General features: G+C 53.7%; 16 protein-coding genes and 1 pseudogene. All 17 read right to left on the bottom strand.

The annotated features are described in order from the left end of the window. Positions 1-2: 2 nt before the first annotated feature. The gene (locus ACZ1HF_RS05105) at positions 3-239 is read right to left on the bottom strand and encodes a ribbon-helix-helix domain-containing protein (RefSeq protein WP_472656489.1); all 237 of its coding nucleotides are present in this window, start codon (positions 237-239) and stop codon (positions 3-5) included. Further along, positions 236-409 carry a DUF4169 family protein gene (locus tag ACZ1HF_RS05100; protein ID WP_472656488.1) on the bottom strand — a complete coding sequence of 58 codons (174 nt, stop codon included), beginning with the start codon at positions 407-409 and terminating at the stop codon, positions 236-238. Before ACZ1HF_RS05100 ends, ACZ1HF_RS05105 begins: the two co-directional genes overlap by 4 nt. Continuing rightward, entirely contained in the window at positions 406-1,797 is a 1,392-nt protein-coding gene (gene fumC, locus ACZ1HF_RS05095) for a class II fumarate hydratase (protein WP_472656487.1), read from the bottom strand. The genes ACZ1HF_RS05100 and fumC overlap by 4 nt, the downstream gene beginning before the upstream one ends. A gap of 87 nt (positions 1,798-1,884) precedes the next feature. Next, the gene (locus tag ACZ1HF_RS05090) at positions 1,885-2,370 is read right to left on the bottom strand and encodes an SspB family protein (protein WP_472656486.1); all 486 of its coding nucleotides are present in this window, start codon (positions 2,368-2,370) and stop codon (positions 1,885-1,887) included. Between the two features lie 123 nt (positions 2,371-2,493). Then, positions 2,494-3,750 carry a chromate efflux transporter gene (gene chrA / locus ACZ1HF_RS05085; protein WP_472656485.1) on the bottom strand — a complete coding sequence of 419 codons (1,257 nt, stop codon included), beginning with the start codon at positions 3,748-3,750 and terminating at the stop codon, positions 2,494-2,496. Beyond that, positions 3,747-3,995, bottom strand: a pseudogene (locus ACZ1HF_RS05080) (chromate resistance protein ChrB domain-containing protein); the annotation flags it as partial. The pseudogene ACZ1HF_RS05080 and the gene chrA, both read right to left, overlap by 4 nt. A 47-nt stretch (positions 3,996-4,042) precedes the next feature. Beyond that, complete coding sequence (locus ACZ1HF_RS05075; protein ID WP_472656484.1) at positions 4,043-4,417, bottom strand: hypothetical protein; 375 nt, start codon at positions 4,415-4,417, stop codon at positions 4,043-4,045. A gap of 91 nt (positions 4,418-4,508) precedes the next feature. Continuing rightward, the gene (locus ACZ1HF_RS05070) at positions 4,509-5,123 is read right to left on the bottom strand and encodes a TetR/AcrR family transcriptional regulator (RefSeq protein ID WP_472656483.1); all 615 of its coding nucleotides are present in this window, start codon (positions 5,121-5,123) and stop codon (positions 4,509-4,511) included. Beyond that, on the bottom strand, positions 5,116-5,988 hold the full coding sequence (gene ppk2 / locus ACZ1HF_RS05065; RefSeq protein WP_472656482.1) for a polyphosphate kinase 2: 873 nt from the start codon (positions 5,986-5,988) through the stop codon (positions 5,116-5,118). Before ppk2 ends, ACZ1HF_RS05070 begins: the two co-directional genes overlap by 8 nt. A gap of 43 nt (positions 5,989-6,031) precedes the next feature. Then, complete coding sequence (locus ACZ1HF_RS05060; protein WP_472656481.1) at positions 6,032-6,994, bottom strand: alpha/beta fold hydrolase; 963 nt, start codon at positions 6,992-6,994, stop codon at positions 6,032-6,034. After that, on the bottom strand, positions 6,984-7,901 hold the full coding sequence (metA, locus tag ACZ1HF_RS05055; RefSeq protein WP_472656480.1) for a homoserine O-acetyltransferase MetA: 918 nt from the start codon (positions 7,899-7,901) through the stop codon (positions 6,984-6,986). The genes ACZ1HF_RS05060 and metA overlap by 11 nt, the downstream gene beginning before the upstream one ends. Positions 7,902-7,947: 46 nt before the next feature. Then, on the bottom strand, positions 7,948-8,808 hold the full coding sequence (locus ACZ1HF_RS05050; RefSeq protein ID WP_472656479.1) for an ATPase: 861 nt from the start codon (positions 8,806-8,808) through the stop codon (positions 7,948-7,950). A gap of 46 nt (positions 8,809-8,854) precedes the next feature. Continuing rightward, positions 8,855-9,766, bottom strand: coding sequence for a DMT family transporter (locus ACZ1HF_RS05045; protein ID WP_472656478.1), 912 nt, complete (start codon positions 9,764-9,766; stop codon positions 8,855-8,857). 145 nt (positions 9,767-9,911) lie between these two features. Continuing rightward, positions 9,912-10,976, bottom strand: a complete 1,065-nt coding sequence (locus tag ACZ1HF_RS05040; RefSeq protein ID WP_472656477.1) for an OmpP1/FadL family transporter — start codon at positions 10,974-10,976, stop codon at positions 9,912-9,914. A 143-nt stretch (positions 10,977-11,119) separates the two neighbouring features. Further along, positions 11,120-12,034, bottom strand: coding sequence for a DMT family transporter (locus tag ACZ1HF_RS05035; protein WP_472656476.1), 915 nt, complete (start codon positions 12,032-12,034; stop codon positions 11,120-11,122). A gap of 4 nt (positions 12,035-12,038) precedes the next feature. Beyond that, positions 12,039-12,710 (bottom strand): YdcF family protein, encoded by a 672-nt coding sequence (locus tag ACZ1HF_RS05030; protein ID WP_472656475.1) that lies wholly within the window; start codon positions 12,708-12,710, stop codon positions 12,039-12,041. 126 nt (positions 12,711-12,836) lie between these two features. Further along, entirely contained in the window at positions 12,837-13,604 is a 768-nt protein-coding gene (locus ACZ1HF_RS05025) for a phytanoyl-CoA dioxygenase family protein (RefSeq protein ID WP_472656474.1), read from the bottom strand. Positions 13,605-13,618: the final 14 nt, after the last annotated feature.

Below are 13,618 nucleotides of genomic sequence, written 5' to 3'. Positions count from 1 at the left end.
GACTAACTTTTGGGACGCGCGCTTGCATTTTGTAAATGCCAGTCCAATACAAAAAGCCGGATCGCTGATGCGAGTCCGGTTTTTGTATGTCTGGCGGCATCTATTTGTGCCGCAAGCTCGTTGATCGGCAGATTGCGCTCTCGTGCTATATTGCGAAATGCGGCCCAGAATTCATCTTCAAGCGATACGCTTGTTCTGTGTCCCTTAATCGTGAGAGAGCGTTTTTTGGGCCGGCTCATTTATCCAGCTTATGGCCATCAAGATCACGGCTTCGCTTCTGCGTCAGGGACGTGACGCTGTTCTTTTCTGCTTTGCTCGGCCCGAACTTTACCGCATTCGCATCTGCGCGCGCTGATTTCTCGGCCCGTGCCTTAGCCTTGCGCGCTTTGTTCAGGTTAATGGGCTTCATTTGGGGCCGATCATCTGTTCAGGGCGTACAACCCGGTCAAAGGTTTCCGCATCCACAAACCCAAGAGCAACTGCTTCTTCGCGCAATGTCGTGCCGTTTTTGTGGGCCGTTTTGGCGACGGTTGTGGCGTTGTCATAGCCAATTTCCGGCGCAAGGGCTGTCACCAGCATTAGGGACTCGCGCATCAGCTTTTCGATCCGGTCACGGTTTGCCGCGATCCCGGCTACGCAATTGTCTGTAAAGGCAACCGATGCATCCCCCAGAAGTTGCATGCTTTGCAGCAAGTTGTAGGCCATCATCGGCTTGTAGACGTTCAATTCAAAATGGCCTTGTGACCCGGCAAAACCGATGGCTGCGTCATTGCCAAAGACATGCGCGCATACTTGCGTCATGGCTTCGCATTGGGTCGGGTTGACCTTGCCGGGCATGATCGAACTGCCGGGCTCATTCTCGGGCAACATCAGCTCTCCAAGTCCGCACCGGGGGCCAGATCCCAAAAGCCGAATGTCATTGGCAATCTTGAAGAGCGAGGCCGCAACAGTTTTCACGGCACCTGACATCTCAACCATTGCGTCATGGGCGGCCAGCGCTTCGAATTTGTTCGGCGCTGTGATGAAGGGCAGGCCGGTGATTTCAGCCATATTTGCGGCGACCTGGGCATCCCAGCCGTCAACTGTGTTTAGGCCCGTCCCGACCGCCGTGCCGCCTTGGGCCAACTCATAGATATGGGGCAGAGCGTTCTGAACGCGCTTGATCCCCATAGCAACCTGATGAGCATAGCCTGAAAATTCCTGTGCAAGCGTCAGAGGCGTTGCATCCATCGTATGGGTGCGGCCGATCTTGATGATACCTTCAAATTCCTGAACCTTCATTTCCAGTGTGGCATGCAGCTTGGCGAGCCCGGGCAAAAGGGTGTCATGTGCCATTGTTGCCGTCGCGATATGCATCGCAGTGGGGAAGGTGTCGTTCGAACTTTGTCCCATGTTGCAGTGATCGTTGGGATGCACAGGCTCTTTTGAGCCAATCATGCCACCCAGAATTTCAATGGCCCGATTGGCGATCACTTCGTTCGCGTTCATATTCGACTGCGTGCCTGATCCGGTTTGCCAGACAACCAGCGGAAAATTGTCGTCCAGCTTACCGTCGATGACATCCTGCGCGGCATCAGAAATTGCTTCGCCCAGCTTTGTATCCAGCTTGCCATTGGTGGTATTGGCCTGGGCGCATGCCTTTTTGATCACCCCAAGCGCACGAACAATGGCCACGGGTTGCCGTTCCCACCCGATAGGAAAGTTCTGGATCGAGCGTTGCGTTTGCGCGCCCCAATATTTATCCGCGGGAACCTCTAGTGGGCCAAAGCTATCGGTTTCGGTGCGAGTATTGGTCATGGGCGCATTCCTTGAGAACAAAATTCCACATGGATGTACCCTGTGCCGCAGGCAAAGACAATTCCGCTGATGCTGACAACAGAGGGTCTATTTGCGGAAACTGTCCAGACTGACAATATCAGCCTCTTTCGCTTTATTCGGCTCTGGCGTGTCTGCTATTTCTTCCAGTGTTTCAAGATCGATGTCCGGAAGCTCAACCACTTCATTTTCTGCGTCGCCGTCTTGCGTTTCGAACCGAAGGCCGAATTCAACGGACGGGTCTACAAAGGTGCGGATGGCATCAAACGGAATGGAAATGGGTTCAGGCGTATTGCCAAAATTGAGCGTGATCTGGAAGCCGTCTTCGCCCACCACAAGATTGTCGAACCATTCCTGAACTACGATTGTCATATCTTGTGGGTAGCGATCAAAAAGCCAATCAGCCATAGCCACGTCAGGGTGTCTGGTGTCAAAGTTGATGAAGAAATGGTGGTCACCGGGAAGACCCGATACGGCAACATCGCTCAGCACCTCGGCAATCAGCCCACGCATCGCACGGTGCATCATGTTGCCATAGTCGATACTGTTCGACATCTATTCAAGCCCCCACTTGTTGTTCTCCTAACAATAAGGGATTCTCCGGTGATGGAAAGGGATTGCGTTTGAAAAGTTTCCGTTAAGGTAACTCTGATCGCGCTGTGCCTATTCCTGCGTCACTTACTGAAAAACGATACCAATCACCAAAGCAACGCAAGCGGATAGCATAAGTACCCGGATCAGACTGATCTTACGCACCAGCAACAGATACCCCGCAAGGACGGCCAACAAGGCTGGAACGGGCTGTATTGTCTGCACCTCTGGCACAAGAATTGATACCCCGAAAAACTCGATCTCAAGTTGTTTCGTGAAGAAAACATGCATCGCAAACCACAGGCTTAGATTTAGGATTACGCCTACGATTGCTGCAGTGATCGCTGACAACGCACCCGACAGACGCGGGCGGGACGCCAGCCAATCTATGTAAGGCGCGCCTGCGAAGATCCACAGAAAGCACGGCACAAATGTCATCCAAAGCGTCACGATGCCCGCGACGATACCCAGAATAACGCCACCTTGGGCATATCCGGCAAGGATGCCCACGAACTCTGTCACAAGGATCAGGGGGCCGGGTGTCGTTTCTGCAAGCCCCAGCGCGTCCATCATTTGTGGTGTGCTCAGCCATTGGTAGTCCCCGACCACGGCTTGGGTCATATAGGCCAGCACGGCGTAGGCCCCGCCAAAAGTCACAACAGCCAGCTTTGAGAAAAACACTGCCAAGGGACCAAGAAAGTTTGAGTCCAGCGTGTATATGGTGGCCAGTGGTCCCAGCCAAATAATCGCCCAAATCAGGACTGTGCGCGCTGTGTCACGGGTCTTTACCTGAGCCACATTTTCAGCGAGCGAGTGCGTGGATGTCACAAACGCGCCGGCGATACCGGTCCCTAGAACAATCACCGGGAACGGGATGGCAAATACATAGATCCCGATAAAGGCCAGCCCGGCCAGCACCCAATGAATGGGGCTGATCAGCGCGCGCTTGGATACTTTCAAAAGCGCCTCGATAACAATGATGACCACAGCGGCTTTGACCCCCAGAAACAGCGCTTGTATCCAGAAAATTTCGCCGAATTCCGCATAGATCAGGGCAAGGGCCATGATCACCAGGGCACCGGGCAACACAAACAGCAACCCCGCGATCAGCCCGCCCAGAACACCATGAAGACGCCAGCCTGAATATGTTGCAAGCTGCATCGCTTCTGGTCCCGGCAGCAGCATGCAAAAGCTGAGTGCCCGCAGATATTCCTGTTCCGTCAGCCAAGGGCGCTCTTCGACCAATTCGCGATGCATAAGGGCGATTTGCGCCGCCGGACCGCCGAAAGACAGCACGCCGATACGCCCGAACACACGGGCAAGTTCGGGGATCGAGACGCTCACGGGGCTGGCCAATCGTGGGTTTCGCCTTGACCATCACGCGCCCAGCGATAAAGCGCGTCGTACATAATCATGCCAGCCTCCAACTGCGCCATATCATCCCGGTAGGCGCGACTGAGCCCTACGGATAAGGCAAGCAGCCCTGCGGCTTCTGGCGCCAGACCATGAGTGTTTGTATCCGCAGCACGCACGACCTTGGCGAGAGTTTGTAACGGTTCCGTATCAAGCCCCATGTTTTGCATCACTGCAACGCGCCCAAAGGCGCGTCAAGACGTGGTCTTACAACGCTGGGAATTTATTCAGAATACTTTGCGCGACAGCTTTTGGCCCGTGCATCGCCACGAAGTTCTGCCTTTTGCAATTTTAACTGCAGGCTTTCAACTTTCCGACGCTCAGCATCCACATCAATTGAGATCGGGGTTTCAACAACCCGATATTGTGTCTCGGGGCAGCTATAAGTTTCGCCATTTTCCCGCGCACATTGCACGATTGCAGTAAAAGGTTCTTCCTGTCTGTGGATTGCATATCCACGATCGATATTGCGGTTAGTCTTGGTGATCAGGTTTGCGAGCTCATTGTATTCTTCATACCCGTTACTAATACAAATCGAACGAGGTATGCCGCAGGCTGATAAAGCAATAAGGCATGGAAATATAATGTAATTCTTCATCTTCTGTTCCAATGTTCAAGGTGTGCTTTGAACTTGTCAGCAGAAGTTCCGAGGTAAACAATAACAGCCTGATGTTATTTGATAACTCGGCTTAATCCGGCTTAATCAGACCCAGCCCGCGCAGATAGATACCGATACCGGCTTCCAACAGCTCTTCGGGGGGAAACGGAGCCTTGGCCCCTGGCGATCCGCGGGCGAACAGCTCGACCACACCATGGGACATGGCCCAGATATGGCTTGAAAACATCGTAGCGGGTGGGCGTTTATCTGCGGGAATATGTTGGCTCAACGCCTCTGCGGCGCGTTCCAAAATGCCGCGCGACCTGTTGGCGGCAAGCGCGAGGTCCGGATTGGCCTGAAGGCTGAGACCGCTTTCGAACATAGCCATGTAGTGCCCGGGAAATTTCCGCGCAAAGGCAAGATATGCGCGCCCTGTGGCCTCAAAGGCTGCAAGCGCTGTGGGCTGGCCATCGGCGTAGGCGTGCTCCATCAAGTCGCCAAAGATACGGTGGCCTTGCAGGGCGGCTTCGGCAATCAGGGCCTCGCGACCTTCGAAATGGCGGTAGACAGCGGCAGGGGTGACGCCCGCGTGTTTGGCAGCTTCAGCGACGGTGAAGCCCGTCGGGCCTTTCCCTTCGATCAGCTTCAGGGCCGCTTCAACAAGCGCCTGCTTAAGATTACCGTGGTGATAGCCGCGCTTAGGCATGCCAGATCCCGGGCCCGCCGCAGATCTGTGGATCGGGGGGCGTGATCACACAGCTGTCCTTGTTGGCATAGTCGATCTGACCCAGCACCTGCCGGATTGCTGCAATCCGCGCGCGACGTTTGTCATCGCTGCGCAAAACAGTCCACGGGGCGTACTCCGTGTGGGTGCGGTCAAGGTTCTCGCCTATGGCCTTGGTATAAGCGTCCCATCGGTTCAACCCTTCCACATCGATCCAGCTAAGCTTCCATTGCTTCAGTGGATCAGCCTCGCGGTCCAGAAACCGGCGAAGCTGTTCGGCACGACCAACATTCAGCCAAAGCTTCACCAATGTCACGCCGTCCTCAACGATTTGCTTTTCAAAGCCGGGAACCTGTCCGAAAAAATGCTCTCGCTGCGCGTCTGTGCAGAACTCAAAAACCTTTTCGACGACGCCCCGATTATACCAGCTTCGGTCAAACAGGGTTATCTCACCCGCCGCCGGAAGATGCTTGATATAGCGTTGGAAATACCATTGGCTGGCCTCGCGATCGCTTGGCTTGGACAGAGCCACGACACGGGCAACGCGCGGGTTCATGTTTTCGCGGAAGCGTTTGATAGTCCCACCTTTCCCAGCGGCATCACGGCCCTCGAATATGATCGCAACGCGACTGCCTGCTTCCTTGATATGGGCCTGCATCTTGACCAGTTCAATCTGCAGGGCTGCTAATGTTTCTTCATACTCATCACGGTCCATGCGTTTTCGGTAGGGGTAGCTGTCTGCCAGAATGCGGTTCTTCTTGGCGTCGCGGATCGCATCCCGTACCTCTTGCGGCGCTTTGGTCTCATAGAATGCGCTAATGGCGCTATCAAAGGGCAGGCTGTTCATATGAACCTCGTCTTTGTCGTGGCAGACAGTATGACGTGGATGGTTAACGCAGGCCAGCGCGTTTTGCAGCGCGGTGAATGGCGTTAATGACTTGCGCTTCGGCACTGTGATGAGGCATGTGGCCGATGCCTTCCAGTGTGGTCAGGTTTGCCCCTTTGATTTGCGTGGATAAAGGGATGGAATGGACGGTCAGCGGGACAATTTTGTCTGCCGTGCCGTGGATGATTTCAGTCGGGACGTTGATCTGATCATAAAGCGGGACCATCCCCGTCAGGTCCTCTTTCAACCGACTGACCTGCTGCGTATTTGCATGCAAAGTAATTGGGCGCACGGGCAACCCAAGACCTGTGTGCGCGATATAGCCATCCTGTATAGGGTCCGGGGTGAACACGCCGTCAACACTCTGCTGAACGCGTGATGCGGGAACGAAAGCCGAGACCAAGGGGATGACAACAAGTTTGCCAAATACGCTGTTGGTCAAACGATACCAGAAATCCAATGGGCCTTCCCAGCGATTGGACACTCCGGCAATGTTTACCAAAGCGCTGACATCATCAGGATATTGCAAGGCATAGGCCAGCGCCACTGCATTTCCGTAACTATGCCCAAGGATAATTGGGTCCTGAACTTCAAGCTGTTGGCTTGCTGAATAAAGCAGGGTGGCTTGCTCCTGCGGGGTTTCGCCGTCATATGCGCGCGTCTTGATCCGCCCTGTATGGCCATGCCCCGGTCTGTCAAAAGCTATAATACGATAATCGCCCTTCAACTTATCTACCATCGAGAAAGTGAATTCCCGCGTGCTGCCGCTGGCGCCGTGGATCAGCATCAAATCAGGGCCGGAGCCCTCGACATGCGCGTGAACCTGAACACCATCGATTTGCAAAAGCTGCCCGGTTGGCGGGTGGTCCAGATCAGCCTGACGGGCGCGCTGATCCATTCGTAAAACGGTCAGCCCAATGAGGCACAGAAACCCCAAACTGGCAGATATGAGCAGCTTAAGAGCCAATCTTCGACATATCAAAGTGAGTGGTTTGGTAGAGCTGGTTGATCCAGTTGCCGTAAAGCAAATGCGCATGACTGCGCCAACGGTTCATCGGCGTCTGGCTTGGATCATTCTGCGGGTAGTAATTGATCGGCACATTAATCGGCGTGCCTGACGCGACATCGCGATCATATTCTTCCTTCAGCGTGAAGCTGTCATACTCAAAATGATTGAAGATATAAAGCGCGCGGTGCGCCGTATCCTCAACCAGACAAGGCCCAACCTGATCGCTGCCCAGAAGAGTGGTCAGGCCGCCCGCCGCGTCAATCTCTGATTGTTTCATCTCAGTCCAGCGGGACACGGGGATCACGCAATCGTCCGAGAACCCATTTAGATAGGGCGATGCGGGCGCAAGATTGACATGGCGAAAACAGCCAAATGCCTTAGCGCCCAGCATATGCTTTTTGATCCCGTGAAAATGATTGATCATCGCCATGCCGCCCCAGCAAACGCCAAATGTGGAATGCACATTGGTTTGCGTCCAGTCCATGACCTGACGCAGCTCATCCCAATAGGTGACATCCTCGAAGGCGAGGTGCTCGATAGGGGCCCCAGTGATGACCAAACCGTCAAATTTCTCGTCTTTGACCGCGCTGAACGGTTTGTAGAACTCGGCCATATGCGCGGCGGCCGTGTTCTTGGTCTTATGTTCAGACATACGGATCAGCGACAGCTCGATCTGTAATGGCGTTGCGCCGATCAGGCGGGCAAATTGGTTTTCCGTCTGGATTTTCTTCGGCATCAGGTTCAACAACCCGATGCGCAAAGGGCGAATGTCCTGACGGGCGGCCTCATCCTCGGACATCACCATAACACCTTCTTTTTGCAGCACGTCATAGGCTGGAAGGTTTGATGGCAGTTTGATGGGCATAGGTCTGGGTCCGCTTTGAAATTGAAGAATTTACGTAAACTGTAGGTCAGCCATTGCCAAGGGTATCGGCAATCAACTGATCGAGACCGGCGGATGTTGTCTGTTTAGCAAGCTCTTCTGCCTGCACTTTGATCCCCCAGTTTTCAGCCATTGCCGCATAACGCGGCTGGCGGTGTGCCATGGCGCGGGCATAGGTCCAGCGGATGAATTCATCAGGATCAACTTTATTTTCTGAAGTATTGTTTTCGTTCAGATATGTGTCCCAGCACTCTTCCAGAAACAGGGCCTGATAGCACATTGGTTTCGGCGCACGGTCAAAGCGTTTGATCAGCTCTTGCGTGTGCTCCTCGGATCCTTCGATCCAGACCATCAGGTGGTTTTCGGCCAGTTTGCTAAGAACCGGGTCGTTGTTGTCATTGGGGTCCACGACCTCGCAAATCGACCCGCCGCTGTCGCAGACGAAATGGTCATACCCGTAAAGCGTTTTCGCGCGGGAAATGAAATGTTCGGTATCCAGTAGTGCTGCAACCTCGGCTGCATGATGTTGTGTCTGGCGGCGTTGATATTCTGCGAAGGGCAGGCCGCCTTTGGCCGGGTCGCCGGGTTTGCCAAGATAGGTGGACAATGGCGACAGGTTGTTGAAGGTAATGTTGGAGGCGATGTAGATGCTGTCAGTTCTGAGCAATTCCGCCAAAAACGAGTCCTGCATCGCATGGGCTTTGAAGTTGTCGACGATATGCTCGCCCATATAGCGCGTACCGATGCGGTAATCGACCGAGTAGTGGAACCATAGCCCGCTGTCGCGCAACATATTGGCTATGTGGGTTTTGCCAAGGCCTGACATGCCGAAAAACAGCACGCGTTTTGACGATGCGTTCAGCCAGTCATCTGCGGTTTTATAGATCATCGCCGGTCCCTTTTCGTGCTGTGGTAACGCTGTGGGCGGCAATCTTCTAGGGTTTTTTGCGAAATCGGCGCAGGATGCGACCATCAAGTATCACCAACCCCAAGGCCAATATGCCAAACCCCAGATAGGCGCGGGGGTGCAACTCTTCCCCCAGAACCAAGGCTCCCAGCACGATAGCGATTGGAGCGACCAGCAATGTGCAGAGCATCAGATTGCCACTGCCAGCGACGGCCAGAATGCGGTAATACAGCAGATAAGCACAGGCCGTGGCGATTACGGCATAGTAGGCGATGGCCATGGTCGCTGTCGGGCTCAGATTGAAGCTGGGCACGCCGTCAATGATGAATGCCAATGGCACCATTACAAGGCTTGATCCGCTCAGCATACCCGCTGCTGCGACTTGTGGCGCCAGCCCACTTAGTGTCGTGCGACCCCACGCACCGGCAAAAGCGTAGGAAAGCGTTCCGGCCAAAACGGCCAGCTGTGCCGCTGATTTCAGATCGAATTGCGCTAGATTTTCCAGGCCTATCGCTGTTGCAACCCCCAGGAATCCAACGCTAACACCCAAGGCGCGGTTCAAAGTTAATCGCTCATCCGCAAAGACGATAGAGGCCACAATAACCCCAAAAATTGCTGTTGCCGCGTTCAGGATAGAGGTCAACCCACTTTCGATATGAAGCTGCCCCCATGCCATAAGCGAGAAAGGGATGATGTTGTTCAGCAGCCCCATCACCAGAAATGCGACCCAGATTTTCGGATCACGGGGCAGGGGGAGGCGGCGCAGAATGATATAGAGCCACAACACCAGCGCGGCCCATAACACCCGATGCGCAACAGACGTGAACACAGGCACCTCGTTCAATGCCAGCCGAATAGACAGAAATGACCCGCCCCAGATGCAGGACATCAAAAGCATTTCAGACCATGCGCGGGTAGAGAGTGTCTTTTGTGGCGTCATAGGGCGTAGTTAGCCGCAACACATTAGGCGGCGCGACCCGAAAGTTGCGCTATAAAGCAGTGATTTGTGATAAGCGCCATCACAAATGCAAAACGCCCCGCCGGATAAGGGCGGGGCGTTTGGTCATAATAGAGAAACTGACGGGTTAGAAGTTGAAGCCGACACGGATACCAGCGCCAATGGCTTTGTTATCCTGAAAATTGATAGGAGCTGGTCCAAGAAATCCGGATTGGTCGCCAAGGCGTGCATATGTAATTCCGCCAGTGACTTTTGTATTGCCTTGCGTATATGTCGCTCCAACGCCGATGCTTGTGATCCCGGTCGTCGGTGAGAGAAGCGTATTGGTTGGGCGTATACCTGCGGATTCATATCCAAGGGTTACGGCACCAGACCAATTCTCTGTAAATCTGCGACCGACCCCAAGGGAATAAGTTGTGGTATCTTCGCGGAAATTCACATAATTACCGGCACCGGATGTTGTGAGATTAAATCCTTCCCATTCGACATATCTTACTGAGCCAAAAAGCAATGTATCTTGCGCTATTCCTGTTTGAAATTCCAGATTCAAACTTGCGGGCGTTGTGACGGTAAATGCGCTTGGGCTAATCGTGGCAGGAAGTGGGCTGACTTCTATGCCAGTGAGATCTTGATCAATCTCGCTGTTATATGTCAACGCAACCCGCAAGGCGATGTCTGGTCGTTCATATGCTACACCAACGAGCCCGCCGATACCGACATCGCTGTCAGCGTTTAAAAGTGATGGGACGCCACTTACAACAGTACCGATTTCTCCACCAATCGTTTGAAGTCGTAGGCCACCATGAACGCTAAAGTTATCGCTGAACTTATACCGAAGAACACCTGTAAGTGCCTGTGTTTCAATTGTCGCGGAGCCTAGTGGTAATGCTGGCCGATAATCAACATTCGCGCCAAATGGTTGATCCAGGATCAGCGCTAAACTCAATTTGTCTGATAAGCTCTGCTTAAACGCAAAGGAGTATGGTTGGTGTGATTGAACCGGGTCCACTGATAGAATGTCGGGTTTTACTGTCGCGCTGACAGATCCAAAAGAAAATTCAACATACGATCCGCTTTCTCCACCCTCTTCAAAAAGCGGACGTAAAAACTGCCCAGAGCGGTCAATGCCGCCCGCACTTGCTAATGTTGTGCTTGCTGCCAGAATGGCTACAGCGCCTGTAATTCTTTTCATGGTTTCCTCCCAACCAAATTTTGCCCTTGTGCACAACGATAGCTGTGGATTGGAAACTGCGTCAATTTGTAACCCTGCGTCACGCTGCCTTGAAATTACAACTGAAAGGTAATTGTATCACAAAAGTCTCGGAAATTAGAGGGTTAATGCGGTTTTGTAGCCTGAGCGCGGCTCTCATGGGCGATATTAAGGTAGTTCGCACCGAAAATGATTAGAGCACCCGCAAGCACCCATGGATCAAATCCCTCGCCGTAAAACACGGCACCAATCAAGGCTATGACGGGCAATCTGGCAAAATCGAACGGAATTACGATCACTGCAGGCGCAAGGGTCAGAGCGGTGGTCAGGCAGAAATGTGCGCACAGCCCCGCAAGGCTGACCAGCACAACCCATGGCAAAAGGCCAAGCGAGGGCACGGCAATATCCCCGTCCCACCCCGCACAGATCAACCCAAAGCCCGTTTGCATGATCGTCAGCCAAAACAGGATGCAGGTGATGCTGACATCGCGTGTCAGCAGTTTCGTAAAAATTGCGGACCCCGCGAAGCCGATAGCCGAAAGCGCGGCAAGGATGACGCCGGTTTCAAGTGTTGCGAAATCCGGCCGGGCAACGATCAGGATACCGGTGAAACCCATGCATGCGACAAGCCCGCGCAGCCGGGTCAGTTTTTCGGCCAGAAATATCGGTGCCAGTAATGCCACCCATATGGGCGATGTGAATTCCAGCGCAAAGACTTGCGCCAGTGGGATCAGTGCAATAGCAGCAAACCACAGATTTTGGCCTGAAAAATGGCAGATGTTACGTATCAGATGCAGGCCCATGCGGCGTCGGTTGATCTGGCCCAATGTACCAGCCACGCTGGCAACCGTGATAACCACAAAGACGCCAATAACAGAGCGGTACAGCATCAGCTCAAACGTATCGAGCTCAAAACTGATTTCGCGTCCAGCCACTGCCATGGATGTGAAGGAAATAATAGCGCCAAGCATCCAGAATGCTGCGCGCAAGATGTCTGACCGGGGCGCTTGCGCCGTTAATTGCGGTTCTTTCAGGGCCATATCTCTAGGTCAGCCAAGCATCGCGCGACTGCGCAGCAATACCCAGCATACCAGCCAGGCTATGAGCCATGGCACGGCCAGCGTTGAACCAGAAGGCAGCGGCTTCCCGCAGGGTCATGGTCAGTTTTGGGAAACGGCTACTTGGCGAGGATGCGCGGAACCTCTCGGAATAGCTGAGCGAAAGCGCGTGCCGACCCGCCCATTTGAAGCTGAGCCAGGATCGGGGTAGGTGGAAGCCTTCGGTCACAAGCCGCAGGCTTTGCGCACGCGCCAGCATCGGTTGCGAAAAGAGCGCGTTTTGAAGGGTCGATTGAGATTGTTCCTCAATACTTATGACGTCAAGCGGGACGCCTTGCGCACGGGCATGGGTCGCCATTTGTTGCCCCGCAGATGGACCTTCAGGGCGCGCCATACCGCCGGAGAAATGCAGACGCGGTGCAACACCCGCTTTCCAGAGCGCAACACCCGTCTCGACACGCAATATGCTTGAGCGGTGCAGCGTGCCATCAGGGTCCATCCCCGCCCCAAGCACGACGATAACATCCACGGGATCCAGCTGATCATAGGCCGGGTTTGGGGCCAGCGCGGCAAAGCCAGCAACGAACAGCACAGTCACAGCATATAGTGCAACAGCAGCCGTAAGCATGCGCAGCAGACTTTTCAGGATCAGGTTCACGTGATTGCGCTTGGATGAGGGAGGAAGTTGATTTTATCTGACCTTCAGTTTCTGGCTTCATTGTTTTGATCTGCGTAGCCGATCAACGCTTGTTGGAAAAGCTTTGGTGTTGTTGTTTCGAAACATTTACCTTGGTGCGCCAGCCGCCAGCCTTGAAATTGCGTGGTTCCAGCCGCTCAGAACAAGTTGCTCATTTGGGTGCTGGTTTCCGTCCTCAATGCGGTCCGCCCCATCGTAAATCTGGCAAAGAACTGTCTTGCGAGTCCGGTCAGAGCGATTGGGCATCGACCCGTGCAGGGTGAAATAGTGGAAGAACAGCACATCGCCAGCCTCTGCCTCCAGTACCTTCGCCTGTTTGATCGGATACCGATCCAATATTTTGTTCTCTTGACGGCCATTTGCGCCCTCGATCCGGCCCAGCTTGTGCGACCCTGGATAGACCCGCAAGCAGCCCATTTCGTCGGTGGCGTCCGAAACATGGATGATGCCTGCGATCATGCTGTCATTATACGTCGGAAAATAAGGCCAATCCTGATGCATGGGAAAGGGAGAGCCGTGTTCCGAAGGTTTCTGAAACAGCTTTGAATGATGCAGGATAATATCATTTCCGATAATCTGTCGTGCCACTTTTAGGAAGCGTTCATTCAGAAACGCGTTAAGCCACACGCGCGAATAACGCTGTACATTATGGGTGTGCAGTATGACATCATTCGCACTGGCCAGTTTGCTGGTCTGTGTTCCGTCCCAGGTCGCGTCTAACTGATCGCCGCTCTTGTTGAGTTGACCTACTATGCGGTCAAACTCTGTTTTAAGTTCGTTGAGCGTATCGCGTGCGAATACGGATTTGGCATGGTAATAGCCATTTTCTTTGAAAAATGCAGGTATGTCCGACATTGTTGGCACCAGAT

This window comes from Litoreibacter sp. GN1-5 (assembly GCF_055693805.1).
This window is presented reverse-complemented; position numbering and strand designations above follow the sequence as displayed.

What these genes read in the sequence shown, in the direction of transcription:
- ACZ1HF_RS05100 (WP_472656488.1), bottom strand. Translation starts at nt 409, where the DNA reads ATGAAGCCCATTAACCTGAACAAAGCGCGCAAGGCTAAGGCACGGGCC.
- ACZ1HF_RS05040 (WP_472656477.1), bottom strand. Translation starts at nt 10,976, where the DNA reads ATGAAAAGAATTACAGGCGCTGTAGCCATTCTGGCAGCAAGCACAACA.
- fumC (WP_472656487.1), bottom strand. Translation starts at nt 1,797, where the DNA reads ATGACCAATACTCGCACCGAAACCGATAGCTTTGGCCCACTAGAGGTT.
- ACZ1HF_RS05090 (WP_472656486.1), bottom strand. Translation starts at nt 2,370, where the DNA reads ATGTCGAACAGTATCGACTATGGCAACATGATGCACCGTGCGATGCGT.
- ACZ1HF_RS05035 (WP_472656476.1), bottom strand. Translation starts at nt 12,034, where the DNA reads ATGGCCCTGAAAGAACCGCAATTAACGGCGCAAGCGCCCCGGTCAGAC.
- ACZ1HF_RS05025 (WP_472656474.1), bottom strand. Translation starts at nt 13,604, where the DNA reads ATGTCGGACATACCTGCATTTTTCAAAGAAAATGGCTATTACCATGCC.
- ppk2 (WP_472656482.1), bottom strand. Translation starts at nt 5,988, where the DNA reads ATGAACAGCCTGCCCTTTGATAGCGCCATTAGCGCATTCTATGAGACC.
- ACZ1HF_RS05045 (WP_472656478.1), bottom strand. Translation starts at nt 9,766, where the DNA reads ATGACGCCACAAAAGACACTCTCTACCCGCGCATGGTCTGAAATGCTT.
- ACZ1HF_RS05075 (WP_472656484.1), bottom strand. Translation starts at nt 4,417, where the DNA reads ATGAAGAATTACATTATATTTCCATGCCTTATTGCTTTATCAGCCTGC.
- ACZ1HF_RS05050 (WP_472656479.1), bottom strand. Translation starts at nt 8,808, where the DNA reads ATGATCTATAAAACCGCAGATGACTGGCTGAACGCATCGTCAAAACGC.
- ACZ1HF_RS05070 (WP_472656483.1), bottom strand. Translation starts at nt 5,123, where the DNA reads ATGCCTAAGCGCGGCTATCACCACGGTAATCTTAAGCAGGCGCTTGTT.
- metA (WP_472656480.1), bottom strand. Translation starts at nt 7,901, where the DNA reads ATGCCCATCAAACTGCCATCAAACCTTCCAGCCTATGACGTGCTGCAA.
- ACZ1HF_RS05105 (WP_472656489.1), bottom strand. Translation starts at nt 239, where the DNA reads ATGAGCCGGCCCAAAAAACGCTCTCTCACGATTAAGGGACACAGAACA.